Origin of the sequence: Apibacter mensalis (assembly GCF_001418685.1) — a bacterium.
GTDB lineage: Bacteria > Bacteroidota > Bacteroidia > Flavobacteriales > Weeksellaceae > Apibacter > Apibacter mensalis.
Map to the genome: position 1 here is coordinate 1 of NZ_LIVM01000007.1, position 24,658 is coordinate 24,658.

General features: G+C 29.2%; 19 protein-coding genes. 6 read left to right on the forward strand and 13 right to left on the reverse strand.

Features of this window, described 5'->3' with window-relative positions; all coding sequences use genetic code 11:
- Positions 1 to 70: 70 nt before the first annotated feature.
- On the forward strand, positions 71 to 1,474 hold the full coding sequence (locus tag ASC36_RS06040) for an anion permease (protein WP_055425601.1): 1,404 nt from the start codon (positions 71 to 73) through the stop codon (positions 1,472 to 1,474).
- A 52-nt stretch (positions 1,475 to 1,526) separates the two neighbouring features.
- On the opposite strand, the gene ASC36_RS06045 is transcribed toward ASC36_RS06040, so the two are convergent.
- Positions 1,527 to 3,674: a S46 family peptidase gene (locus tag ASC36_RS06045; protein WP_176696536.1), complete on the reverse strand. Its 2,148-nt coding sequence runs from the start codon at positions 3,672 to 3,674 to the stop codon at positions 1,527 to 1,529.
- A gap of 191 nt (positions 3,675 to 3,865) precedes the next feature.
- On the opposite strand from ASC36_RS06045, the gene ASC36_RS06050 reads away from it, so the two are divergent.
- On the forward strand, positions 3,866 to 6,091 hold the full coding sequence (locus ASC36_RS06050; protein WP_055425602.1) for a RelA/SpoT family protein: 2,226 nt from the start codon (positions 3,866 to 3,868) through the stop codon (positions 6,089 to 6,091).
- A 380-nt stretch (positions 6,092 to 6,471) separates the two neighbouring features.
- Here the strand turns inward: ASC36_RS06050 and ASC36_RS06055 are convergent, their stop codons facing one another.
- Positions 6,472 to 7,350, reverse strand: coding sequence for a PPK2 family polyphosphate kinase (locus tag ASC36_RS06055; RefSeq protein ID WP_055425603.1), 879 nt, complete (start codon positions 7,348 to 7,350; stop codon positions 6,472 to 6,474).
- 298 nt (positions 7,351 to 7,648) lie between these two features.
- Entirely contained in the window at positions 7,649 to 8,473 is an 825-nt protein-coding gene (locus ASC36_RS06060; protein WP_055425604.1) for an SAM hydrolase/SAM-dependent halogenase family protein, read from the reverse strand.
- A gap of 66 nt (positions 8,474 to 8,539) precedes the next feature.
- Between ASC36_RS06060 and ASC36_RS06065 the strand changes: the two genes are divergently transcribed.
- Positions 8,540 to 9,493, forward strand: coding sequence for a PhoH family protein (locus tag ASC36_RS06065; protein WP_055425605.1), 954 nt, complete (start codon positions 8,540 to 8,542; stop codon positions 9,491 to 9,493).
- 278 nt (positions 9,494 to 9,771) lie between these two features.
- On the opposite strand, the gene cmk is transcribed toward ASC36_RS06065, so the two are convergent.
- The 6 genes from cmk to ASC36_RS06095 all read right to left on the reverse strand — a co-directional run bounded on the left by cmk (position 9,772) and on the right by ASC36_RS06095 (position 16,480).
- Complete coding sequence (gene cmk / locus ASC36_RS06070; RefSeq protein ID WP_055425694.1) at positions 9,772 to 10,473, reverse strand: (d)CMP kinase; 702 nt, start codon at positions 10,471 to 10,473, stop codon at positions 9,772 to 9,774.
- Positions 10,474 to 10,477: 4 nt separating this feature from the next.
- Complete coding sequence (gene porQ / locus ASC36_RS06075; RefSeq protein ID WP_055425606.1) at positions 10,478 to 11,485, reverse strand: type IX secretion system protein PorQ; 1,008 nt, start codon at positions 11,483 to 11,485, stop codon at positions 10,478 to 10,480.
- Positions 11,486 to 11,584: 99 nt separating this feature from the next.
- Positions 11,585 to 12,976: a type III PLP-dependent enzyme domain-containing protein gene (locus ASC36_RS06080; RefSeq protein WP_055425607.1), complete on the reverse strand. Its 1,392-nt coding sequence runs from the start codon at positions 12,974 to 12,976 to the stop codon at positions 11,585 to 11,587.
- A 177-nt stretch (positions 12,977 to 13,153) separates the two neighbouring features.
- Positions 13,154 to 14,017: a diaminopimelate epimerase gene (gene dapF, locus ASC36_RS06085; RefSeq protein ID WP_055425608.1), complete on the reverse strand. Its 864-nt coding sequence runs from the start codon at positions 14,015 to 14,017 to the stop codon at positions 13,154 to 13,156.
- 235 nt (positions 14,018 to 14,252) lie between these two features.
- Positions 14,253 to 15,560 (reverse strand): ABC transporter permease, encoded by a 1,308-nt coding sequence (locus ASC36_RS06090; RefSeq protein WP_055425609.1) that lies wholly within the window; start codon positions 15,558 to 15,560, stop codon positions 14,253 to 14,255.
- Positions 15,557 to 16,480 carry an ABC transporter ATP-binding protein gene (locus ASC36_RS06095; protein WP_055425610.1) on the reverse strand — a complete coding sequence of 308 codons (924 nt, stop codon included), beginning with the start codon at positions 16,478 to 16,480 and terminating at the stop codon, positions 15,557 to 15,559. Before ASC36_RS06095 ends, ASC36_RS06090 begins: the two co-directional genes overlap by 4 nt.
- 198 nt (positions 16,481 to 16,678) lie before the next feature.
- Here ASC36_RS06095 and ASC36_RS06100 point away from each other — a divergent pair, with 198 nt between their 5' ends.
- Positions 16,679 to 18,760 (forward strand): DUF5686 family protein, encoded by a 2,082-nt coding sequence (locus ASC36_RS06100; protein ID WP_141656214.1) that lies wholly within the window; start codon positions 16,679 to 16,681, stop codon positions 18,758 to 18,760.
- A 108-nt stretch (positions 18,761 to 18,868) separates the two neighbouring features.
- Positions 18,869 to 19,339: an SPOR domain-containing protein gene (locus ASC36_RS06105; protein ID WP_055425612.1), complete on the forward strand. Its 471-nt coding sequence runs from the start codon at positions 18,869 to 18,871 to the stop codon at positions 19,337 to 19,339.
- Positions 19,340 to 19,398: 59 nt separating this feature from the next.
- On the opposite strand, the gene hflX is transcribed toward ASC36_RS06105, so the two are convergent.
- From hflX to ASC36_RS06125, 4 genes are all read right to left on the reverse strand, one after another.
- Positions 19,399 to 20,616 (reverse strand): GTPase HflX, encoded by a 1,218-nt coding sequence (gene hflX / locus ASC36_RS06110; protein ID WP_055425613.1) that lies wholly within the window; start codon positions 20,614 to 20,616, stop codon positions 19,399 to 19,401.
- Between the two features lie 268 nt (positions 20,617 to 20,884).
- Entirely contained in the window at positions 20,885 to 21,454 is a 570-nt protein-coding gene (locus ASC36_RS06115) for a DNA-3-methyladenine glycosylase I (protein ID WP_055425614.1), read from the reverse strand.
- 74 nt (positions 21,455 to 21,528) lie between these two features.
- A complete protein-coding gene (locus ASC36_RS06120; RefSeq protein ID WP_055425615.1) occupies positions 21,529 to 23,178 on the reverse strand; it encodes an OstA-like protein in 1,650 nt (549 codons plus the stop codon).
- Positions 23,179 to 23,631, reverse strand: coding sequence for a Fur family transcriptional regulator (locus tag ASC36_RS06125; RefSeq protein ID WP_055425616.1), 453 nt, complete (start codon positions 23,629 to 23,631; stop codon positions 23,179 to 23,181).
- 280 nt (positions 23,632 to 23,911) lie between these two features.
- Here ASC36_RS06125 and msrA point away from each other — a divergent pair, with 280 nt between their 5' ends.
- A complete protein-coding gene (gene msrA, locus ASC36_RS06130) occupies positions 23,912 to 24,583 on the forward strand; it encodes a peptide-methionine (S)-S-oxide reductase MsrA (protein ID WP_055425695.1) in 672 nt (223 codons plus the stop codon).
- The last annotated feature ends 75 nt before the right edge of the window (positions 24,584 to 24,658 follow it).

Consider the following 24,658-nt stretch of genomic DNA (forward strand, 5'->3'; position numbering starts at 1 on the left):
TTGTTTAATAATTAACATTTATTTATATCGAATATAAACATGTAATAAATTAAAAACATATAGTTAAATTATGAATATAAATATATTAAAGTTTTTATTGGTTATTTTGGTAGGTATTATTCTTTGGTTTATACCTGCACCTGATGGAGTTGATGTAAAAGCATGGCATTTAGCTTCAGTTTTTATTGCTACTGTTCTGGGGTTAATTTTATCCCCATTTCCTCTGGGAGCGATGGCCATATTTAGTATGACAACGGTTATTGCTTTAGATTTAATTCGTATCAAAAGCGCTTTAAAAGGTTTTGGAGATACAACAATCTGGATGATTGCTTGTGCTTTTTTTATTTCAAGAGGATTTATCAAAACAGGTTTTGGAAGAAGGGTAGGTTATCTTTTCATTAGTAAGCTTGGAAATAGTTCTTTAGGTTTATCTTATGGTCTTGTTATGACTGATTTAATTTTTGCACCGGCAATGCCATCAACATCTGCACGTTGTGGTGGTATTATAACACCTTTATTTCTATCTATTTCAAATGCATATGATTCTACTCCAGAAAAAGGAACTCAAAATAAAATAGGAGCTTTTTTAGTACAGTGTATTTTTCAATGTAATGCTATTACTTGTGCTATGTTTTTAACTTCAATGGCAGGTAATCCTATGATTGCTAAATTTGTTGAAAATATGGGTTATACTATTTCTTGGACTGATTGGGCAAAAGCAGCAATAGTTCCCGGATTATTATCTCTATTGCTAATTCCTTATATTTTATATAAATTTTTTCCACCGGAATTAAAATATACTCCGGAAATGAAAGCTATAGCAAAAGAAAAGCTAAAAGAAATGGGTAAAATGACCACCAATGAATGGATTGTTCTTGGTGTTTTTTCTTACTTAGTCATTTTTTGGGTGTTAGGGTCATTCCTTAAAATAGATGCAACATTTACTGCATTTGTAGGATTATGTATTTTGTTATTAACTCGTGCACTTGATTGGAATGATGTAATTAGTGAAAAAGAAGCATGGCATACAATTATATGGTTTGCCATTCTAATGACATTAGCTTCCCAATTAAATACCTTAGGCTTTATTCCTTGGTTTGGAAATTATGTTGCAGCATCAGTGAAAGGAATGAATTGGATGCCTATGTTATTGATTCTTCTTTTGGTTTACTTTTATGTTCATTATCTTATGGCTAGTGCTATCGCACATATAAGTGCTATGTATGTTATATTTGTATCCATTTCAATAGCTGCAGGCGCTCCTCCAATGTTGGCAATTTTATTATTTGCATTTTTTAGTAATTTAAATATGTCTATTACTCATTATTCTAGTGGGCCAGCCCCTATTTTGTTCGGTTGTGGATACATTCCCTTAGCAAAATGGTGGAAGATAGGCTTTTTTATGAGTTTGGTTATCCTGTTAATTTGGTTAATTATAGGAACTGCTTGGTGGAAGGCAATAGGATTGTTTTAAATAATTATTTACATAAAAAAGAGGTTTTCTAATTTAGAAAACTTCTTTTTTATTATTTTATAATTTTCATTTCATCTATTAGCCTTTGGGCTCCGGCATATTTATCTATAATAAATAATATATAACGGATGTCAACCATAATATTTCTGCAAATAGTTGGATCGTAATTAGTATCGCTCATTGTACCTTCCCAAACTCTGTCAAAATTGAGTCCAACCAAATTACCTTGAGAATCAAAAGCAGGACTTCCTGAGTTTCCTCCGGTGGTATGGTTGGTAGCAATATAATTTACTATTATATCTCCATTTTGTGAATAGGAGCCGAAATTTTTTTGATTATACAATGTTATCAATTTTTTAGGAAGATCGAATTCATAATCATTGGGGACATATTTTTCAATAACACCGGACAATGTTGTAAATGGTTTATAATAGATACCGTCTTTGGGCATATATCCGTCAATTTTACCATAGGTAATTCTTAAAGTAGAATTTGCATCCGGAAAGAACTTTTTAGAAGGAAAAGCATTAAGTTGGGCTTTCATGTATTTTCTTTGAAGACTATCAAGCTTCTTGTCAAATTCATCATGATAAGGTAAAATTTTTACTCTGAACATTTCAACGTAAGGGTTAATAAAGTTTAAAACAGCATCTTCTTTTAATTTAGATTTTATATTTTCCTGTGAATCAGTAGATAAAATAGATAAGAGATTTCCTTTTTTACCGGTTATATAAGATTTATTCCATAATTCAGATAAGTAAATATTACAGGAAGATACCTTTTCATAATCTTCATGACCGGCTATCTGAAATCGTGGTTCAATATTCATACTATACATGGAAAGCATTTGAGAAGATACTTTTTTGTCTAATTCGGGATCGTAATTTTTATAAATATTCGTCAAATTTTTAATGACTCTTAATTTTATTTTTTCAAAATTTTGATCTGAAGTACTAAGAAGATTGGATAATATATAGGCCATACGGAAAGTCTCAGAATTCGAATAAAATACTTCATTAAAATAAGTATAAGCCTTATTATATCCACTACTACTTTTATATAGTCCTTTCATAGTATTCAATAAAACTAAATTTTTATTTCTATCATCAAGACTTGTGTTGGTATGTTCTATTAATTGAGTTTCGTATTCCTTTCTTTTTTGTATAGTATTAGATTTAATCAATCCTTGATTTTCACCTATCCATTTTTTCCATCCGTTGGCTATTGAAGCATACTTCGCTGCATATTTTATTTTTATTTCTTTATTTTCACGCATAGCGCTATCTAAAATTTTTAAAGATTCATTACGTAAAGAAATTCTGGAGGGATTAGTTATTTCTAGGATTTGTTCTATAGCGGATGAAGGTAAATATTCTTGAGTTCTTCCGGGAAATCCATATACGAATGAAAAATCATTTTCCTTTTTGTCTTTAATTGAAATAGGTAAATAATATTTGGGAGTATAGGGAATGTTATCTTTTGAATATTTTGCAGGACGATTATTCTTATCGGCATAAATTCTAAAAAGAGAAAAGTCTCCGGTATGTCTAGGCCACATCCAGTTATCAGTATCTGATCCGTATTTTCCAATGGAAGATGGCGGAGCTCCTACTAAACGAATATCTTCATAGGTTTCTGTTATAAAGGCATAATATTGGTTACCATAATAAAAAGGTAATATAGCTATATCTTGATAATTTTCTTTTTTTATAGTAGTGAGAGTTTTATTAATATTATTTTGAATAAGTGTATTTCTTTGTTGTTCAGTTAAATTGTCACTTATCCCCATTAAAATTTGAGGAGTAACTTCTTTGATATCAACTATGAATGTTGCTTTTAATCCTTCGTTAGGTTTTTCTTCATCAAAACTGGAAGCCCAAAAACCATGAGTTAATAGGTCGTTGCTAACGGTAGAGTGTGATTGTATATTATAATATCCGCAATGATGGTTGGTAAGCAATAGACCTTTAGGAGAAATAATTTCAGAAGTACAACCCCCTCCGAAATGTGCAACAGCATCTTTAATACTTGGATTCTTTGTATTAAATATTTGTTTCGAGGATATTTTCATACCCATTTCCTTCATTTCTTTTTCATTAAGTTGGTTGGGCATCCACATGCCACCACCCATTTGAGCAGTTAAAAATGAAGCGTTTAAAAAACATGATAATAAACATGATTTTAGCATAGTTTTTTTCATTGGTACCATAATTAGTTTTCAAAAATATAAATTTAATAATAATATAATAACATAAAAAAGTTAGAACACATATATAAAAGAAAAATTAATTAGCTTTGTGTAAATAATAAGTCTTAATTTTTACTAATTAGTTAGGATTCATGTTATGTATCCCATATTAATAAAAAATTGAAAAATAGGCTAAAAATGGTATGGAAGAATTACATCTAAAAAAAGAAGAAGAAGAAATAGTCAAGCGTTATAAAGATATGCTTCGTAACACATACAGAGATTTGACAACTGAAGATAAGTCTCTGATAAGAAAAGCTTTTGAATTAGCAAAAGAAGCGCATAAGGACCAAAGAAGAAAGACTGGAGAACCCTATATATACCATCCATTAGCCGTAGCTAAAATTGTTGCTGACGAAATAGGTTTGGGTGCTACTAGTATAGCATGTGCTTTATTGCATGATGTAGTAGAAGATACTCAGTATACTATTGAAGATATTTATAATTTATTTAATCCTAAAGTTGCTAAAATTATAGATGGTCTTACTAAAATCTCCAACATAGACCATCAAAATCTTTCATTACAATCAGAGAACTATAGAAAGCTATTACTTACCTTGTCTGAAGATGTGAGAGTTATTTTAATTAAAATAGCTGATAGACTTCACAATATGAGGACCTTGGATAGTATGAAAAGTTCCAAACAAAAAAAAATTGCTGCTGAGACAACATATATATATGCTCCTTTGGCTCATAGAATGGGTTTATATACAATAAAATCTGAGTTAGAAGATTTGAGCTTAAAATATACAGATACGGAATCTTATTCTTTAATTGTTAAAAAGCTTGAAGAAACAGAAAAAGACAGGCAAAGATATATTGAACAGTTTTCAAGAATAATGAGAGATAGTTTAAATGCAGAAGGATTGAATTTTACTATCAAGGGACGTCATAAATCCGTTTTTTCAATTTATAAAAAAATGAAAAAACAAGATGTATCTTTTGAAGAAGTCTTTGACTTATTTGCTATTCGAGTTATATATAAATCAGATTATAAGAATGAAAAATTCTTGGCATGGAAAATTTATTCTATAGTCACGGATAAATTCATGCCCAATCCAAGTAGAATGAGAGATTGGATTACAACACCCAGATCAACGGGATATGAAAGTTTACATGTTACGGTAATAGGACCGGAATCCAAGTGGGTGGAAGTGCAGATACGTTCGGAAAGAATGGATGAATTGGCAGAAAAGGGTATAGCTGCACATTATAAATATAAAGAAGGATATAAGGGAAGAGAAGACAATCAGATTGAAAATTGGATATCTCAAGTTAGAGAAATGTTGGAAAATTTAGGATCGGCATCCACAAAAGAATTATTAGATGATTTTAAATTAAATTTATATACTAAAGATATTTTTGTTTTTACCCCTAAAGGTGATTTAAAAGTTCTTTCGGCAGGGGCTACAGCTTTAGACTTTGCATATTCAGTACATTCTAGTATAGGTGACCATTGTTTAGGAGCTAAAGTGAATAATAAATTAGTTCCTTTGAGTTATAAACTATCAAGTGGAGATCAGGTTGAAATACTAACATCAAATGTTCAGAAACCAAAAGCGGATTGGTTGGATTTTGTTTCTACTTCAAAAGCAAAATCAAGGATAAAGACGGCATTAAATTCAGAAAAAAGAAAGTATACTGAGGAAGGTAAAGAATTATTAATTCGTAAGTTGAGGCATCTAAAAATTAGCTTTTCAGAAGGAGAACTTAATTCCATTCAAAAATTTTTTGGAGCTAAAACCAGTCATGATATTTTTTATCAGGTAGCAACAGGCGTCATCGATAGTAAAGCGTTAAAAAAATATAGGGACAGTAAAGGCGTTTTAAACAATATATTATCAAAGCTTAGAAGAAAAACCTCATTAATAGCTGAAAAGAATTTTTTGGAGTCCAATGAAGAGGAAACTTATGATATGATTGTCTTTGGTGATGATGAAGAAAAACTAAATTATCAATTATCACAATGTTGTAATCCTATTCCGGGAGACAATATTTTTGGCTTTATAACCATCAATAGTGGTATAAAGGTGCATAAAGAAAATTGTTCGAATGCAATCGATATGCGGGCTAATTATGATTATAGAGTGATTCCGGCTAAATGGGTTAGTAGTTCAAGTAGAGATTTTCTTATAGAAGTTTCATTACAGGGGATCGATAGAACCGGAATATTCAACGATATAACTACTTTAATATCGAATCAATTTAAAATTAGCATTAAAAAAATAAATATAAATTCTGAAGATGGAATCTTTTATGGAAATTTAATTTTATTTGTAAAAAATACCCTTCAATTAGAGCAAATTATAGAAGAATTGCATAATATTGAAGGAATCACAAACGTTAAAAGAGCTGAAATAAAAAAATAATTTAATAATTTAAAATTATTATTCTATTCAATTATACTTTAAAAATTAATTTGTGACTAATATGGAATAAATAATACTTTAACTTGAAAAAATAAAAGAATTTCATATGGTGAGATTTAAATAAAAAGTAATGACAATTAGATTTTTCGACTGTTTCCAATTATGATCTATAATTAATTAACAATTATAAATAAATTTTACTTCCTTTAAATCGATAAAATTAATGTTATACTTATTTAAAAGATATGTTTAATAATTTTTAAATTAAAATTAACCAATATGTAATCTAAAATGGTTAATTTCTGATAAATAATAATTTAAAGTAAACTGGTATTTTTATTTGGCCTAATCGAACAGGCTTATTTAATTAAGTATACATTTTATTCTTTTTCGTTTAGTAGATCTTGATAGGCATCTTTCAAAGCTTCTTTTTCTTGCTTATTTACCTCCGGATATTTGGGATTCATAGATTTTAAAGTCTCATTAATGATGTGTGCCATAACTAATTGCCCATAGGATTTATTATCAAATGGAATTATAAACCAGGGACAATTTTCGGTTGAAGTTTTTTCAAAAGCCAGAGCAAAAGCTTTTTGATACTCATTCCAAAATTTACGCTCTTTTAGATCAGAAGATGAAAATTTCCAATTTTTTTCTTTATTGTTAATCCTTTTAATAAATCTTTTTTTCTGTTCATCTTTACTTATATTAAGGAAAAATTTAATAATTCGAGTTCCGTTATTAAACATATGGTTTTCAAAATTTTTAATTTCATCATATCTTTTTTCGAAAAATTCATTGTTTATATCCTTGACATTGTTTATATAAGGTATTTTTTCGTTTAAAATAAACTCAGGATGAACTTTGCAAACTAAAACATTTTCATAATGAGAGCGATTAAAAATTCCTATTTTTCCACGTTCAGGCATTTTAATGATATGTCTCCATAAATAATCATGTTCATATTCTAAGGATGAAGGTGTTTTAAATGAAGATACAACTACACCTTGCGGATTTACACCTGTCATAATTGCTCGTATGGAACTGTCTTTGCCTGCAGCATCGATGCCTTGTAAAATTATTAATAGAGATTGCTTATTTTCTGCATTTAAAATATTTTGATAATAATCAATGTTTTTAATTATTTTTTTAATCCTTTTTCTATTTTTTTTGAAATCTTCCGGAGATTGTGTGCTATAGTTTTTAAGATTAACAGATTTCCCTTCGGGTACTCGAAATTCATCAATTGTAATTACCATAAAATATTTAACTTTTTTACTTGTATTTTCATTTTTTTGTTAGTGTAAGAAATAAACTTATAGTATTATAAAATATAACTTTATAAATTAATTATAAATTTAATTTATTGGTTAGGAGTGAAAATATTGTACCAAAGTATATTTTATAAACTTATTTTTGGCTTGGAAACTTATACTAGTGTTTCTTGAAATATTATTATTGAAAGTAAGCATTAGTAAAAAATATATGAAAACAGGATATATTTGAGTTTGAAACTTCAGAAGAAATATGATTTTGAATAATTGATATTATTTAGTATCAAGTAAAAACAACACGGACGTTAGTACCAATATAGAGTCCCATTAAGGAGCTAGCTCCACCAACCGTTTTTAAATTGCTCTTATACATGGATATTTGCAAATAGCCCGCAGAATTAAAAATGGCAAAAGCTTTTCCATGATATTTTTTTTCATCAGGATCTGTTCCTAATACATCAGTATATTTAGATTTGATTTCAGTAAATTGTACGTTTCTGGCAAAAATTATAAAGTTCTTTTTTTTTCCGAATTGATGAAACTGTTCTTTAGTAATATTGGTGATTGCATTCCCGAAATTATCTACATGAATAATCATCCCTGTTATTGAATTATCTTCGCTTTTTTCAACAGGTTTTGGCTGGGTTAATTCCTTATAAGAATTTATTTTTCTACCTATTAGTTCTATTTTTCCTCCTCTGGCAAGATGACATGCAACCGGAATGAAAAGATCCTTAGTTAAAAAATGAAGATCATCGTATTTATTGATTGTTATTTCATAAACTTGATCTGGGATATATTCTTCTGCAATTAGTGAGAGTATCCCATTATCATTGCATATAAAGAAATGACCGTTAATTTCTGCCGCAATAGATTTTACAAAAGGGGAAGGTAGAGCGTCAACACCGATTACATGAATGGTCCCTTTAGGAAAATTTTTGTAGGAATTTTGAATAATATAAGCAGTTTGAATTAAATCAAAAGGCATAATTTGATGAGAGATATCTACGATTATGATATCTGAAATTTGACTGTATATTGCACCTTTGAGGGCAGCTACATGATAATCTTCTAAACCAAAATCGGTAGTAAGTGTTATTATTCCCATTTTTTATTATCCTACACAAAGTTATTGCTTATTTTTGTTATGTAAAATTAAAAAACAAGTTAAAATTTGAATCAAATACGAATTACCTTAGAAGGTGTGGATTTAAAAACTTTTTATGGTGAATATAACCAAAACTTTAATATATTGATTAATCATTTTCCTAAATTAAAAATTATAGGAAGAGATCGAGTAGTGTCGGTTGCCGGTAATGATGCAGATTTAGCTTTATTTAGTAATAAGGTTAAAGAAATAATAGAATATATTAACAGGTATAATAAGTTAAATGATATTGCTCTAGAGGGCATACTCTCTAATGGAGAAAAGAAGAATGTGATTACTTCTGAATCCGATGACATTATTGTTCATGGAATAGGAGGGAAGCTTATTAGGGCTAAAACAGAAAATCTTAAAAAGCTGGTAAGATCTGTTGAGAATAATGATATGACATTTGCTATAGGTCCGGCAGGAACGGGTAAAACTTATACTAGTGTTGCTTTAGCAGTTAAAGCATTAAAAGATAAACAAGTAAAAAGAATCGTGCTTACACGACCGGCAGTAGAAGCAGGAGAAAGCTTAGGTTTTTTACCCGGAGATTTAAAAGATAAATTAGATCCTTATCTTCAACCTTTATATGATGCCTTAAGAGATATGATAAGTCATGAAAAATTAGCATCTTATATAGAAAAAGGAATTGTGCAAATTGCTCCCTTAGCATTTATGAGAGGACGTACATTGGATGAGGCATTTGTTATTTTAGACGAAGCTCAAAACACGACGCATTTACAAATGAAAATGTTTTTAACGCGTATGGGAGTTAATGCTAAGTTTATAATAACGGGTGACCCCGGACAAATTGATTTACCCAAGCATCAGAAATCCGGATTAAAAGAAGCTGTTCACCTTTTAAAAAGAGTAAAAGGTATAGGTTTTATACAATTGACAGAAATAGATGTGGTAAGACATAAGTTAGTTAGAAAAATATTAGAAGCTTATCATAAACAAGAAGAAATTGAAGAATAAATTTTAATTTATAATTTAAATATTATTGGTAATTAGTGTACTGGTACTAGTATTGTTTTATTTTGTTATAAGCAGTATACTGAAAATAAGATTAAGAGAAGCTAAATTTTTCTACTAGATAGAAAATATGTATAATTTTCAATGATTTTTCAAAAATTACAGATAGTAATATAAGGTAAGAAAAATTTTAGTTTATGGGTAGTTATTTTATTAAATTTTAATAAATAGATTTATAGGGTCTTTATAAGATGTAATAAATATAAAAATAGTATCTGTATCTACTCAAATTTAAATCTATTCTTAACAATTTGAACAATTTTACAAAAAGTTTCTTCTTTGCTTAAATGGGTGTTGTCTATAAGAACAGCATCAGTGGCTTGAATTAATGGAGCCACCAATCTGTTTTCATCGATGTAATCTCTTTGCTTTAGGTTTTCTTCTACTTCTTGTAAAGAAATATTTTTGTGAAGTTTTTTAAAGTCAAGGAATCTTCGTTTTGCTCTTTCTTCAATACTGGCAGTAATAAAGAATTTTAAGTCGGCATTGGGAAATACAACCGTACCAATATCTCTTCCATCCATAACAATCCCACCGTTTTTTCCAATATTCCTTTGTTGTTTTACTAAATATTCTCTGACTTCAGGAATTTTTGCTACCAAGGATACTTGTTCAGATATATCAAAAGCACGAATTCTATTTTCTACATTTTTACTGTTGAGATAAATCTCATTATTGCTGGAATCAGAGTTTTGCTTAAATTCAATATGAATATCATTTAAATGTACGATCAAAGCCAACTCATCGATAGTGTTATTTTTATAAAAATTTTCTATAGCATATAATGTTACGGCTCTGTACATAGCACCAGTGTCTATATGAAACCATCCAAATTTTTGGGCTAACATTTTTGCATAGGAGCTTTTCCCGGTGGACGAATAACCATCAAAGGCAATTATAGGATTTATCTTGTTATTTTTCATGTTATTACCAGTCATAACGAGGGGCAAACATATTTTCCAGATCTATACGAAGTCCAAAGGTATTGGTGTTGCCTGCAGCATTATATCGTCCCCACGCATAATCAAAGCGAAAATATGAAATTTTCACTCCAAATCCAAGGGTTAATCCGGCAAATGACCTTTGGTCTTGAATTGCTAATTCGTTTCCTCTCTTAAAATTATATCCGGCCCGAAGGTTGAATCCTGATTCGGGGAATAATTCAGCACCCAAAGATACGTGATCGATAATTTTTCTTCCCCCACTTATTTTATCTCCATTTTTATTGACAGGTGAGGAAATATCAAATTTTTGTAAGTCGTGTAAGGTAAGGGTCAATTCTACCGGCAATTTTTCGAATCTTTGAGAAATACCTAAATTGGCTTGTATGGGTAATTTTTCTCTTCTATCGTTATAATAAGTTAATTGTCCTCCGAAATTTCTTACTACGGCGGAAACGGTTGTATAATAGTCTATATCATGAAATACAACACCAACATCAGCTAAGAGTGCCGAAGAGGTATAACTTTCAATCTTACTAGTAACATAAGATAAATTACCACCAACGGTAAAAAAATCAGATATACTATATGCATAACCTAACGTAACGGCAGCATCTTTGGCAGTAAATTTTCCGGTTACATTTCCTACTTCATCTGCGGCTTTGAAATCTCCGTAATCTACATATCTTCCGTGTATGGAAAAGAAGTGGTTACTTTCTTTAAGATTGTATACATAGGATATTGCTCCTAGTTTAACATCAGCAAGATAAGAAGAATAATTGATTCCAACTTGATTTTGCATTTTATCATTCATCATGGCAGGATTAAACATGGCCATATTAGGATCATGGTCCCAGGATGAATTTGCATTACCGCCTAAGGCTGCCTGCCGGGCTGATACTGTCATATTCATAAAGGTATATATTTCTTGTCCTGTTTGAGAATAGGCAATTGTATATAAACTAATGAATATAATTAGTATAAACTTATGCATTAGATGTATTATAGTAAAAATTACAAGAAAACAGTTACGCTAAATTGTACCTTTTTCTAATTATAAACTATAATTCTGTAAATTTATTGTTTACGCCTGTTAATAACCTAAAAGATCCAAAATTTGTTTATAATTTTGTTCCTCACGAAATACTTCATAAGTAAAATCACCGTCTTTATTTTTATTAATTAAAATATGTTTAGGCTGAGGAACTAAACAATGGTGTACGCCACCGAATCCGCTAATGGCATCTTGATAGGCGCCCGTATTAAAAAAACCAATATATAAAGGTTTTTCTTCACTAAAAATAGGAAGGTAAATGGCATTCACGTGCTGTTCAGAATTATAATAATCATCACTATCACAAGTAAGTCCTCCTAGGAAAACACGCTCATAGGAATCCTCCCAACGATTTATTGGAAGCATGGTAAATCGACGAGAAATGGCCCAAGAATCAGGTAGAGTAGTCATAAAGGAGCTATCTATCATGTCCCATTTTTCCCGATCATTTTGTCTTTTTTGACTTAAAATTTTGTATACAATACCTCCACTTTCTCCAACGGTAAATGAACCGAATTCAGTATATAAAGTTGGTTCTTCTACTCCTTCTTCTTCGCAGAATTTCTTTATTTGATAGGTAATTTCATTGACCATATAGTAGTAATCATAATCGAAATTTAAGGAATTTTTTATAGGAAAACCTCCGCCGATATTTAATGAATCTACTTCGGGAGCAATCTTTTTTAATCGGGCATAAACCCGTAAACATTTATAAAGTTCATTCCAATAATAGGACGTATCTTTAATTCCGGTGTTGATAAAGAAATGCAGCATCTTCAATCGTGCAAAGGGATGATTTTGAATTTTTTGCGCATAAAATGGCACAATGTCTTTATATCCAATACCCAGTCGAGAAGTATAAAACTCAAATTTAGGTTCTTCTTCGGAAGCAATTCGAATTCCTATATTAAAATTAGTATCTATACTGTCGGAAAGTCGATCAATTTCTCTGAAGTTATCCAAGACAGGTAAAATATTGGAAAAGCCTCCGTTAATCATTTCCGAGATAATCTTTAAATATTCATCGGTTTTGAATCCGTTGCACACTACCTCAATATTTTTATAGACAATTCCCTTATTGTATAATCTTCGAATAATTTCCATATCGTTTGAAAAAGAAGTTTCCAAACTAATTTTATTTTTTAAAGCCTCTTGAACCACAAATGAAAAATGACTTGATTTGGTACAGTAACAATATTTATATTCATTGTTGTAATTATTTTCCTTAAAAGCTTTTTTAAACCATTTTTTGGTTTGTTGTATATTTTGTGATATTTTAGGTAAATAATTAAACTTAAAGGGAGTTCCGAATTTTTCAATTAGGTCCATTAAAGGAATGTCATGAAATAATAAATTTCCGTTATCAACCTTAAATTCGGGTTGTGGAAAGTCAAAAGTTTGTTGAATTAAATCGTGATACTTTATTTTCATTTTAAATATTGGAAAAAAATAAGATTACAAATATCAATAAAATTAATAGTTAACAAACGTTTTTTTAGAAAAATTAATAATTTTTTCAGTTAAATTTTAGATTTAAAAAAAAATAATCCTATTATTATGCAATCATTTATAAGAATATAGAAAAGAAATTTTGCTTATTTGTATAATTTATAAAAAGCTGTTTATTAATTCTTCATGCAAAATACCTTCACATATTTGTCGCACTTCACCGGTCATTCTTATTTGCCAATTATCATTAATTTCTATTTCAAGTTCACCCCCAAGCATCTTAATAGTTACTTGTCTATTAATCAACCCTTTTTTTCTTAAGACACTTGCTACCGCACAGGATGAACTTCCTGAGGCTAAGGTAAATCCGGCTCCTCTTTCCCAGATCAATAGTTGAACCTCATCTCTATTAATAATTTTTGCAAATTGAACATTAATACGGTTAGGAAATTTATAAAAAGATTCAATTTTAGGTCCATACTTTTTTATTTCTTCAATATCCAGATTTTTTTTTATAATGACACAATGTGGATTTCCAACAGACACACAATTGACCAGAAACTCTTGGTTGTCAATACTAATAATTTCATCCTGAACTTCTTCAGAATTAAATGTAGTAGGTATTTGTTTAGAGTTAAAGATAGCTTGTCCCATATCTACAGTTATTAGTGTTGCTCTTTCTTCATGTGTTTCTTGTATGGTTGCATGCACTTTTCCACCTTTGGTTTCTACCATAAATTCCTTTTGAGGAATGATTTTATAATCATATACATATTTGCAAAAAATTCTTAATCCGTTTCCGCTTTTTTCTGCTTCGGAGCCATCCGGATTAAAAATTTTGAGACCTATATCTGCAGAATCAGACTTTGTTTTCAATAAAATACCATCAGAACCTATACCGAAGTTCACATTACAAATTTTTTGAATGGCTTTTTCAGTTAAAGGAAAAGTAATATTATTTTCATCGATTACAATATATTCGTTTCCCAAACCTTGGGATTTTATAAAAAAATTTTTTTCCATTGGATCGGATTTTTAAAAAATTATAGGATGGTAATTGAGCATAAATATAAAATTAATTTTTTTAATTTATAAAACTAGTGTTACCTAGTTAAAGTATTGTTTAATGTAAAATAATTCAAATATATATTTTAAGATATTTCTTTATAGACAGATTATTACTAAACTAAAATATTTTATAAATTCGGAATGCTTAAAATGGGTTTTCAACAGCCCAATAGACTGTTTTAGGTGTAAATTAAGATTGTTTTAACCACCGAAATATCTCCCTGATATTGACTTTTTTCCCATACATGAGAATTCCAATCCTATATATTTTGCTTGCGATATAAACCATTACTAAAACGGATCCGACCATAGTTATAATGGATACGGCTAATTGCCATCCCGGTATACCATAAAATGACCGGGTAACCATAGCCATGGGTGACGTAAATGGAATAATGCTTAACCAAAATGACACGGGACCTTCAGGGTTATTTATGATACTTATACATCCATAAGCTCCTAATAATAGGGGAACTACTATAATAGGGGTAAATTGTTGAGTTTCAGTATCATTATCAACAGCTGCACCAATGGCTGCAAAAAAAGAGCTGTAAAATAAATATCCCATGAAAAAGAAGAAAAGAAAAATGAAAATTATCAATGGATAATCTAGATTAAAGAGTGCATTAATGGTATCACTAATTTGAATTTGGGTTTCTTGATTGAGAAAATTCCGTAAATCATTTTGTTGAATAGAAAGGGTTAATTCATGACCGAACAACAGCTTTCCCATACTAAGTAGAAATAGGGTCATTCCAATCCATATACAAAATTGGGTTAAGGCTACTAAGGTAGTACCCAATATCTTTCCCATCATTAATTCAAAAGGTTTGACAGAAGAGATGATTATTTCTACTACTCTGTTGTTTTTTTCTTCCATAATGCTTCTCATTACACGTGTTCCGTATATAATAAAAAACATAAGATTTACATACATTAATGATAATGAGAGAATTTCCTTTATAAAATGGTCATTTTCTGACTTTCCTTCGTTAAGATTGATAATTTGTAAGGATATTTTGGAATTAATTTTATCGATATCGGATTGTTTAATTCCCAATAGTTTTCTTCTTTTTTCTTCAATTTTTTTATTGATGTTTTCTTCGATTGAATGAAGAAGATTTTTAGTAAGATTTTTATTGGTGTAAAGTTGAATGTGATCTTGTAACTTATCTAAAAGCGAATCTTGGGTTTTAGGTATGTATAAGATTGCATCTAAAAATTTACTTTGAGCTAAAGAGTCTTTTAAATCTCTTAACTCATTTTCAGTATAAAAATTATATATGTTTTTTTCATTACTTTTAAACTCAGAGTAAAACTCATGGGTTGAATCAATTATGGCAATATGTGAATTGCCTTCATTTATTTTAATCATATAAGCAATGATTACTCCGGCTAATATTACTAAAATCGGAGCAAAAAAAGTAATAAGAACAAAAGATTTTTTTCTTGCCTGGGTAAGAAATTCTCTTCTCATTACTAAAAAAATATTTCTCATAGATTTTTTGAGTTTACGGCATTAATAAAAACTTCATTCATACTGGGAATTTCCTCATAAAAAGAAAGAATAGTTCCTTTAGTTGATAACTCTGTTATAAAATATTTTAAATAGTTTCGATTTGATATTTTAATTGAAAATGAATATTCATTATCCCTTTTTGTCAGATTTTCAACTACATTAAGTTGCATTAAATTTTCAATTTCAAAGAAGTCTATATCGGTAATTCTAATCTTAAATTTATCTTGCTTAAATTTATGTCTGATCTCTTTAACCGATCCATCTAAAATTTTTTTTGAGTTATTTATGAGAGCTATATAATCACATAGTTCTTCTACAGATTCCATCCGATGAGAGGAAAATAAAATAGTGGTTCCTTTTTCTTTAAGCTCTAAAATTTCGTCTCTTATGAGATTGGCATTTACAGGATCAAATCCACTGAAAGGCTCATCAAATATTAATAAATCAGGATTATGCAATACCGTAACCACAAATTGAATTTTTTGAGCCATGCCTTTTGACAATTCACTTAGTTTTTTATTCCACCATTTGTCTATTTTTAGTTTATCAAACCAATATTCCAAACGCGATTTAGCCTCAGTTTTATTCATACCCTTAAGCTGAGCTAAATAAATTGCCTGTTCACCAATTTTCATGTTTTTATACAAACCTCGTTCTTCGGGCATATATCCAATGTGCGAAATGTGTTTAGGTTGTAAGGGTTCTCCATTAAAATAAATCGTACCACTATCCGGCTTAGTAATTTGATTTATGATTCTAATAAATGTAGTTTTTCCGGCACCGTTCGGGCCTAAAATTCCATAGATACTACCTTTTGGAATTTTGATGTTGAAATTATCTAAGGCAATTTTATCTTCATAAGTTCGGGTAACATTTTCAGCTACAATAAAATAATCCATTATTGAGTTGTATTATTTATTCAATCACAAGTAGCAAATGTACTATTTTTACAGAAATTAGTTAATGGTAAATATTTTATATTTGCCTCAATATAAAGTATGAATCCGTTTTTACTAAGTAATCTTAATTATAATTTACTTTTATTTTACTTTATGAATAAATTTCCGGTATATATTTTTTTATTGTTTCAATTATTTATGTTCTCTCAGAATTTGGGGACGAAATACTATTTACCGGATCCTCCTCATTCCCGGGTTTATACGATATTAAAAAAGGTTAAAGAGAAAGAAAAAATTAATCATCCTAACCATTTAAATATGTATAACTATTTTTTATATACAAAATTTTATATGGATGAATTTAATAATATAAGTAAATTAAGTATAGATTCTTTAAAAGTTTCAAATTTAGAGGAAAAGGAACTTATATTTTTAGGGGAACGGGTTACGAAATGTAGTTATGACAAAAGGTACGGAAAAAAAAATATAATCATTGCCGATCAAGTTTCCGGTTTAAAAGAACCTTTTTATGAATTGTTCTCCGAACCTTTTTATCAAGAGGAATTTCCTGATTTGTTAAAAAATAAATTAAAATATTATAATTTTAAATTAATAGATAGTGTTTCAATTGATGATAAAAAAAATTATATTATTTCATTCGGATCCAAGAAAAACTTATTGGTTAATGGAAGCAGAGGTTTGTTGTATATTGATGCCGAAAGTTTTGCAGTGGTAAAATATTCTGGAGAAGAATATAATTCAAATTATACTCGTTATTTTGAGTATCAATGGAAATCATTCGAAGGTATATGGTACTTAGAAAGTAAAACAAATAAAATAAGAATAAGTACTATTGACGTCACAAAAATATTGGCTAATTCTAATCAGAAACAAAAATATTTACTTACTCCATGGATTGTAATCCAGATGAAAACTTCTAATTTTACGTCAAATAAATCTTATTCGAGCAAAGATTTTAGAGGATATACGTTTGAGCTGGAAAAAGATTTTAATAAAAATACGGAATCCAAAATAAATAACTTTAGAACAACTCCCCTAACACAAAGGGAAAAAAATACCTATGCTCATTCTACCTTATTTGAAACTTTACCCATTGAAAAAAATGTTCGTTTATTAAATTCAATAAGAAATTGGAAATTTCCTTTAGGAACTATTGATATAAATTTGTTAAATTTAATAAATTATAACGATTATGAAGGGTTTAGGTTTCAAATAGGAGGAAAAACCAATTACAGATTTAATAAAAATATGTCCTTGTTTGGCTATCTTGCTTTCGGAACGAAAAGCACCAATATTAAAGGAGCTATGGGAGTAGATATATATGTTAATAAAAAGAGCGATGGAAAGATCAAGTTATTAGGTTTTTCGGATGTTAACCCTTTTTCGAAGAATATAGATAGATTTACAATTAGTAAGGAATTAATAAAGGAAGAATTAAATTATATTCAAAATTCAATTTTTTATACCTACAGAGGAGGGAAGCTCTCTTATGAACAAGATATTTTAAAAAAAATTACCGCTTCAGTGGAAGCGGATTATCGAGTTCAAAAATCCAATTATGAATATTCATTTAAATCAAATTATCGATCACATAATTACAATTTATTTTCGACTTCTTTACATGTAAAATATGCACCATTCGCTAAATACATGATTACTCCGGAAGGAAAAATGACCGTGGAAGATAAGCCTGTCTATTTTTATTTTAATTATACTAAAGGGTGGAAATTTATGAGTGCTGATTTTAATTACGATCGATTTGACGTAGCGGCTCATGTATCTATAGATAATCCAATAGGATTCAGCTCCTTAGTTATGAATTCAGGATATATTTTTGGTGACACAGCTTTGTGGAATAACTATGGAAATTTTGGTAATGCGAAACTAGGACAATCAATATGGAATAGATTCTCAATGAAAGGATTTCATTCATTCGAAACCTTATTCCCGGGAGAATTTTATGCAGATAAGTATGTTGCCTTTTTCATAACCCATTGTTTTAAGGACCTAAATTTTGTAGGAAATACTAAGCTACAATTTTCTTTTGTTTACAATGGGTTACTAGGAAATATGAATCATAAAGAGGTTCATAATTTAACATCTATTTCAGTTCCTGATAAATATTATCAAGAAGTTGGAGTTGAGCTGAATAAGCTTGTTTATTATTTTGGACTAGGAATTTATTATAGAATGGGTGCTTATCATCTGCCTACCTTGGATAAAAATTTATTTCTCAAATTAACTTTTACTCTCTTTTAAACAGCATATCTCTTTACATTTAATTATAAAACATTATTTTTGTGTAGTTAATTTTATCATAATGCTCCAATGAAAAGTTACGTTTTTTTATTACTTTTTTTTATATGTATGACTTTTAAAGCCCAGCAGATAATCACTAAAGTTGATTCTGCCACCGGAGGACAGCTGATTATTAATGCAGATGAAGAAATATTAAAAATGGTCAGTGAAGATGAATTATGCAAAAATTTTAGAGACACTACCATCGATTCTAAACCTATTCCTTATAACGAGAAAAAAACCGTAAGCAGGCCGATTGCTCCTGAAAATATATGTGGAAGGCGTAATGATATTCCCGGTTTTATGATAAAGGTAGGAGAAGTAAAAAGTGAGCAGGAAATAAATACTATGATTTCTGAATTTAGAAAATTATTTCCTGAATTGAGAGTTGAAAAAAGTTTTTTACGTCCTGATTGGCGTCTTTTGGCAGGAGATTATTTTAAAAGAGAATCAGCAAAATCAGATTTAAAAAGACTTAAAAAAAACTATCCTTCAGCCATATTAGTTAATTGGAGAATTTATTGTAACAGAGCCAAATAATTTGCTTATAGATCAAATTTAAAATAAAAAGGGCTTAAAAAGGCCCTTTTATATTTTAATTACATCTCTTTTCCCTCTTGATCATAATATTCAAAAAGAAAATCATTATAAGGAAATCGTTGCGTGTGGATATCTTTTACCTGATTATAAATAATTTTCTTTAATTCCTCATAGTTTTCTTTTGTTAAAGCAGAAATAAATACGCTGGGATATTTGGATTTAGCCATCCAAGTTTTTTTCCAATCCTCTAAAGAATAATTTCTTTTGGTGATCGGTGTAAGGTCATCTTCATCTTTTCTTTCATATGAAAAATTATCAATCTTATTAAAAACCATGATCATAGGTTTGTCTGCAGCACCTATTTCTGCCAATATGGTATTTACTGAATGGATATGATCTTCAAAGCTGGGATGAGAAATATCTACCACATGAATTAATAAATCAGACTCTCTTACTTCATCCAAGGTTGATTTAAAAGATTCTACCAATTGGGTTGGTAATTTTCTTATAAAGCCTACAGTATCTGTGAGTAAAAAAGGAAGATTACCTATTACCACTTTTCGAACGGTTGTGTCTAGGGTTGCAAATAATTTATTTTCAGCAAAAACATCAGATTTACTTAATACATTCATTAAGGTTGATTTTCCTACATTGGTATATCCTACCCAAGCTACTCTAACTAATTTTCCTCGATTATTTCGTTGAGTAGACATTTGTTTATCAATGGATTTTAATTTTTCTTTAAGTAAAGAAATTCTGTCTCTTATAATACGCCTGTCAGTCTCAATTTCTGTTTCTCCCGGTCCTCTTAAACCAATTCCTCCTTTTTGACGTTCAAGGTGAGTCCACATACGAGTTAAGCGAGGAAGAAGATATTCGTATTGAGCAAGTTCAACTTGGGTTCTGGCATAGGATGTCTCAGCTCGTTGTGCAAAAATATCTAATATAAGATTGGTACGGTCAATGATTTTCCTATCTAATTCTTTTTCTATATTTTTAAGTTGAGAAGGAGTCAGCTCATCATCGAATATAATTGTATCAATTTCATTTTCTTTAGCATACATATTAATTTCTTCCAGCTTGCCTCTTCCAACAAATGTTCGAGAATTTGGCTGATCCAGTTTTTGTGTAAATCTTTTAAATACTTCAGCTCCGGCAGTATGGGCCAAAAACTCCAGTTCATCCATGTATTCATTCAATTTTCCCTCATCTTGGTTTTGAGTAATCAAACCAATTAGAATAGCTTTTTCATATAATGCTTCTTTTTTTTCTAACATATAAAATTAATCTGCTTTAAACTCTATTTATATATCAAATGTATTGATTTTTAATAAAGTGTAATAATTTAAAATCTATAAAAAGATATTTATAGATTATTTTCAAAGTTACATGATTTAACTTAATGGGTATTTTTTAATAATTATACAATTTTTTTTAATTCGATGTAAGGTTTCTGAATTTTAAAATTAGTAATAAATAAGTTGCTTCGCTGAAGTAATCATTTAATATAATTCAAATAGAAGAAAACAAATTGATAACTATCAATTATTGATTAATGGGATGGAACGAGCAAATAAGAGTATGATCATTAACAACTCCAACAGCCTGCAAGAATGCATAAATGATAGTTGTACCTACAAATTTAAATCCACGCTTTTTTAGGTCTTTTGAAATACAATCGGAGAGTTTTGTTGAAGCAGGAACCTCCTTTATACTCTTCCAATGATTACAAATGGGTGTATCGACAAAATTCCATAAATAATTATTAAAACTTACGAATTCATTTTGGACATTTATAAATTTTTGGGCATTGATAGGAGCAGAGTAAATCTTAAGTTTATTTCTAATGATTCCAGGGTTAAGCAATAAACTTTCAAATTTGGATGAAGTATAACGAGCAATTTTATTGTAATCAAAATTATCAAAAGCTTTACGAAAGTTCTCTCTTTTTTTAAGTACCGTTATCCAACTTAAACCGGCTTGAAACCCTTCAAGCAAAAGAAATTCAAATAATTTTTTGTCATCATACACCGGCTTTCCCCATTCCTCATCATGATATTTTTTGTATCTGTCATCAGATCCCACCCATTCGCAGCGAATTAAGTTCCTTGTCATAAGAATTTATAATAATGCAAGATACATTATTAAATATAAGCACTTTTTATTATTATCCAAAAAAATTGTTGAACTTATATCTTTGCATTTTGTTTTTCCTCTTCTTCTAAAATTTGTTCCATGACTTTTCCGGATTCTTTTTTATTGTAGGGAAAAACATCTGGAAATATATCTTGCCATTTTTTTAATCTTTCATCATCTCTCCATTCAAAATTCGGCAAATATCTGTTTTGTTCGGGAAGCTTACTTTCAGGGTATAACTTTGATTCCGCATTAAGCTTACAGGAAATAATATCCATTTTACGATCAAAAAATTCACCCTGTAAAATTCCGCATACGGATATGCTAATTCCCGTACGTTCTTTTCCTTTAGTTTTAGAATCTTCTTCTACATAAGTGATTGATTCGGCATTTCCCTTTAAATCAACTGAATGCAGTTCTTCATTTTCAAAATAAGCATGAAGCATTCGTCCTTTCGCTTGATTGAATTCCAGTTTAGCACTTAAAGAATCTACTTTGCTGATTACAAAAGCATGGGATCTACCATAAATTGAATCTACTGCTTGGGTAGTACTATTTAAATATGCTGAAAGAGTATCAGCGGTAAGTTGCCTTCCCCCCGTTGACCAAAAAATAGGTTTTTTATAAAAATCAATTCTTCCAATGGTTTCTTGATATACCAAAGAATCACTTTTTCCGGAAATATTCGATTTGAACAATCTACCATTATGATAACCGCGTATGGTAGATTTTTTATCTTTACCTTGTATGGCAATCAGGGTATCGGAATGTATGTATAATGAATCTTTGGTAAATATTTTTACCATATAAGGTCTTCCTGTAATCATCGCAGAATCTTTAAATTGAAATACTTCGGCATATTCACCCATTAGAAATCTTTTTTCTTTAGGTTCTTCCAGTTTAACGTTTTTAATTCCTCTACCATAGCCCTTAATTTCATCAAAAAATAAATCATTTCCGGATAGTATTTTTCCTTGATAATAAATTTTACCGTCGTTTTTAAGTTCAGACTGCTTCGTTTGGGTATTGTAGGTACCTTTACTCCCGGTTACATATACTGTGGGGTCTTTTTTATTGGTTATACGGGTAAACTTATTAAAGGTTGCGATTTTGTTTTTAGAATCGTAATTTATATCAGAACCTTCTAAAATATATTCAGGGGATTCTAAAGTAGAATTATCGCCTAATTCAATTCGGTTATCTTTTACAAAATATTTTCCAACTTTAGTATGAGTTATATTTTCACCTTTATAGACCGTACCCCAATTGTCAAAATAGGCCACATCCTGATTTGCATCATAGATCATTTCCTCTGTTTCAACCGTTTGATCCGGTGTAACTAATTTTACATTATAATAAGCTATTGCATTTCTGGTTATTCCATTATATGTCAATTTTTTACAATTTAGGGTAGATTGTTTATCTTTAAAAAAAACATTTCCTCTTGCTTCAATAGAATTTTTATCTCTAAAATAAATGATAGAATCAGCCTCTAAATGTGATGTTTCATGCTCAGCTATAACATGTCCGGAATAAACAATATTTCCATTAAATGCATGCTCATTCACCTCTTCCATGTCAGCATTGATAAGATTTATGGGTTTAGGATTATCCTTTTTGGAAGAAGCCGGAGGAGTAGCTTGCGAAAATAAAAATACACCTTTAAATATAAAGAAAATAAAAAATATAATTTTTAATTTCATTCAGTTGTTCTTCTTTTTTGCATAAAAATATAAAGAATGACTTTCTATTTCAATATTAAATATTTTTTCTAAAGAATCTTTAATTGTCTGAAGTCTGGGATCACAAAATTCAATAACCTCTCCGGAATCAATCATTAATATATGATCGTGTTGTTTAGCAAAATAAGATTTTTCATATAAAGCCTGTAATCCTTCCCCAAATTGATGTTTTCTTACTAATTTAGCATCTAGAAGAATTTCAATAGTATTATATATAGTAGCTCTACTTACTCTATAATTTTTTTCTTTCATTCTCATATACAGCCAATCGATATTGAAATGTTCGTCGGTTGAATAAATCTCTTCAACAATAGTAAATCTTTCAGGAGTTTTTCTATGTCCTCTATCTTCTAAATACTTTATGAAAACATCTTTAACAATCTCGAAATTTTTATTTAAGGTATCTGTACTCATGTTATAGAATGGATAATAAGCAAAGTTAGCAAATTAATTACCTTAATCATATTTTCTTATAATATAAATTTAAAATAGTTAAATAAATACCATAATTTTTTTTTAAAGAATAATTTATTTAATTGGTTAAAATATAAATAAATCTATTAAATAGTATTAAATTTTTATAAAAAAAATAAATTTTAGTACAGTTTTTGTTTAATAAAGAATAATATTGAATTCATCAATTATTGTAACTGTTTTATATTTTATAAATATGCAAATTATTCCTATAAATAATATAAAAAATGTAGTATTTATTATTTTTAATACTATAAATTTAATTTTGTTTAGTTGTCAGACTAATCAATCTAAAGAAAAAAAAACAGATGTTATGAGAAAAAAAATTGAAAAAATCACATTAGGAGGTGGATGCTTTTGGTGCTTAAGTCCTTGTTTTGAAATGATAAATGGTATTAATAAGGTTACTGTGGGATATTCCGGAGGGAAAGGTGAAAATGCTAACTATAAAGATGTATGTACCGGAAATACCGGACATGTAGAGGTTATCGAAATTGAATATAATCCTGAAGAAATATCTTTTTTAGAAATTTTAGATATTTTTTGGTTTTTACATGATCCTACCCAATTGAATAAACAAGGTAATGATATAGGTACTCAATATAAATCAGTTATATTTTATAGATCGGAGGAGCAAAAAATTCTCGCTCAAGAATCACTAAAAAAATCTGAATCTTCCGATTTGTGGAAAGGTAAATATGTAACTGAAATATCTCCTTTTAAAGAATTTTATCCGGCTGAGGATTATCATCAAAAATATTATGAGAAAAATCCTAATCAACCTTATTGCAGTTATACAATAGCTCCTAAAATTCAAAAATTCAAAGCACGTTTTAATTATAAATTAAAAACAGAATTTCAAAAAAGGAATGTGGATAAAAATCAAGTATAATTAACATGCGATTGCCATTGATCATAATGAAAATTAATAATTTTAAATACTTAATTTTTGATCAAGGAAAAATTA

What these genes read in the sequence shown, in the direction of transcription:
- ASC36_RS06100 (WP_141656214.1), top strand. Translation starts at nt 16,679, where the DNA reads ATGTTCTCTCAGAATTTGGGGACGAAATACTATTTACCGGATCCTCCT.
- ASC36_RS06120 (WP_055425615.1), bottom strand. Translation starts at nt 23,178, where the DNA reads ATGAAATTAAAAATTATATTTTTTATTTTCTTTATATTTAAAGGTGTA.
- ASC36_RS06045 (WP_176696536.1), bottom strand. Translation starts at nt 3,674, where the DNA reads ATGAAAAAAACTATGCTAAAATCATGTTTATTATCATGTTTTTTAAAC.
- ASC36_RS06125 (WP_055425616.1), bottom strand. Translation starts at nt 23,631, where the DNA reads ATGAGTACAGATACCTTAAATAAAAATTTCGAGATTGTTAAAGATGTT.
- hflX (WP_055425613.1), bottom strand. Translation starts at nt 20,616, where the DNA reads ATGTTAGAAAAAAAAGAAGCATTATATGAAAAAGCTATTCTAATTGGT.
- ASC36_RS06040 (WP_055425601.1), top strand. Translation starts at nt 71, where the DNA reads ATGAATATAAATATATTAAAGTTTTTATTGGTTATTTTGGTAGGTATT.
- ASC36_RS06060 (WP_055425604.1), bottom strand. Translation starts at nt 8,473, where the DNA reads ATGGGAATAATAACACTTACTACCGATTTTGGTTTAGAAGATTATCAT.
- ASC36_RS06055 (WP_055425603.1), bottom strand. Translation starts at nt 7,350, where the DNA reads ATGGTAATTACAATTGATGAATTTCGAGTACCCGAAGGGAAATCTGTT.
- cmk (WP_055425694.1), bottom strand. Translation starts at nt 10,473, where the DNA reads ATGAAAAATAACAAGATAAATCCTATAATTGCCTTTGATGGTTATTCG.
- ASC36_RS06095 (WP_055425610.1), bottom strand. Translation starts at nt 16,480, where the DNA reads ATGGATTATTTTATTGTAGCTGAAAATGTTACCCGAACTTATGAAGAT.
- ASC36_RS06050 (WP_055425602.1), top strand. Translation starts at nt 3,866, where the DNA reads ATGGAAGAATTACATCTAAAAAAAGAAGAAGAAGAAATAGTCAAGCGT.
- ASC36_RS06115 (WP_055425614.1), bottom strand. Translation starts at nt 21,454, where the DNA reads ATGACAAGGAACTTAATTCGCTGCGAATGGGTGGGATCTGATGACAGA.
- ASC36_RS06080 (WP_055425607.1), bottom strand. Translation starts at nt 12,976, where the DNA reads ATGAAAATAAAGTATCACGATTTAATTCAACAAACTTTTGACTTTCCA.
- ASC36_RS06090 (WP_055425609.1), bottom strand. Translation starts at nt 15,560, where the DNA reads ATGAGAAATATTTTTTTAGTAATGAGAAGAGAATTTCTTACCCAGGCA.
- porQ (WP_055425606.1), bottom strand. Translation starts at nt 11,485, where the DNA reads ATGCATAAGTTTATACTAATTATATTCATTAGTTTATATACAATTGCC.
- ASC36_RS06105 (WP_055425612.1), top strand. Translation starts at nt 18,869, where the DNA reads ATGACTTTTAAAGCCCAGCAGATAATCACTAAAGTTGATTCTGCCACC.
- dapF (WP_055425608.1), bottom strand. Translation starts at nt 14,017, where the DNA reads ATGGAAAAAAATTTTTTTATAAAATCCCAAGGTTTGGGAAACGAATAT.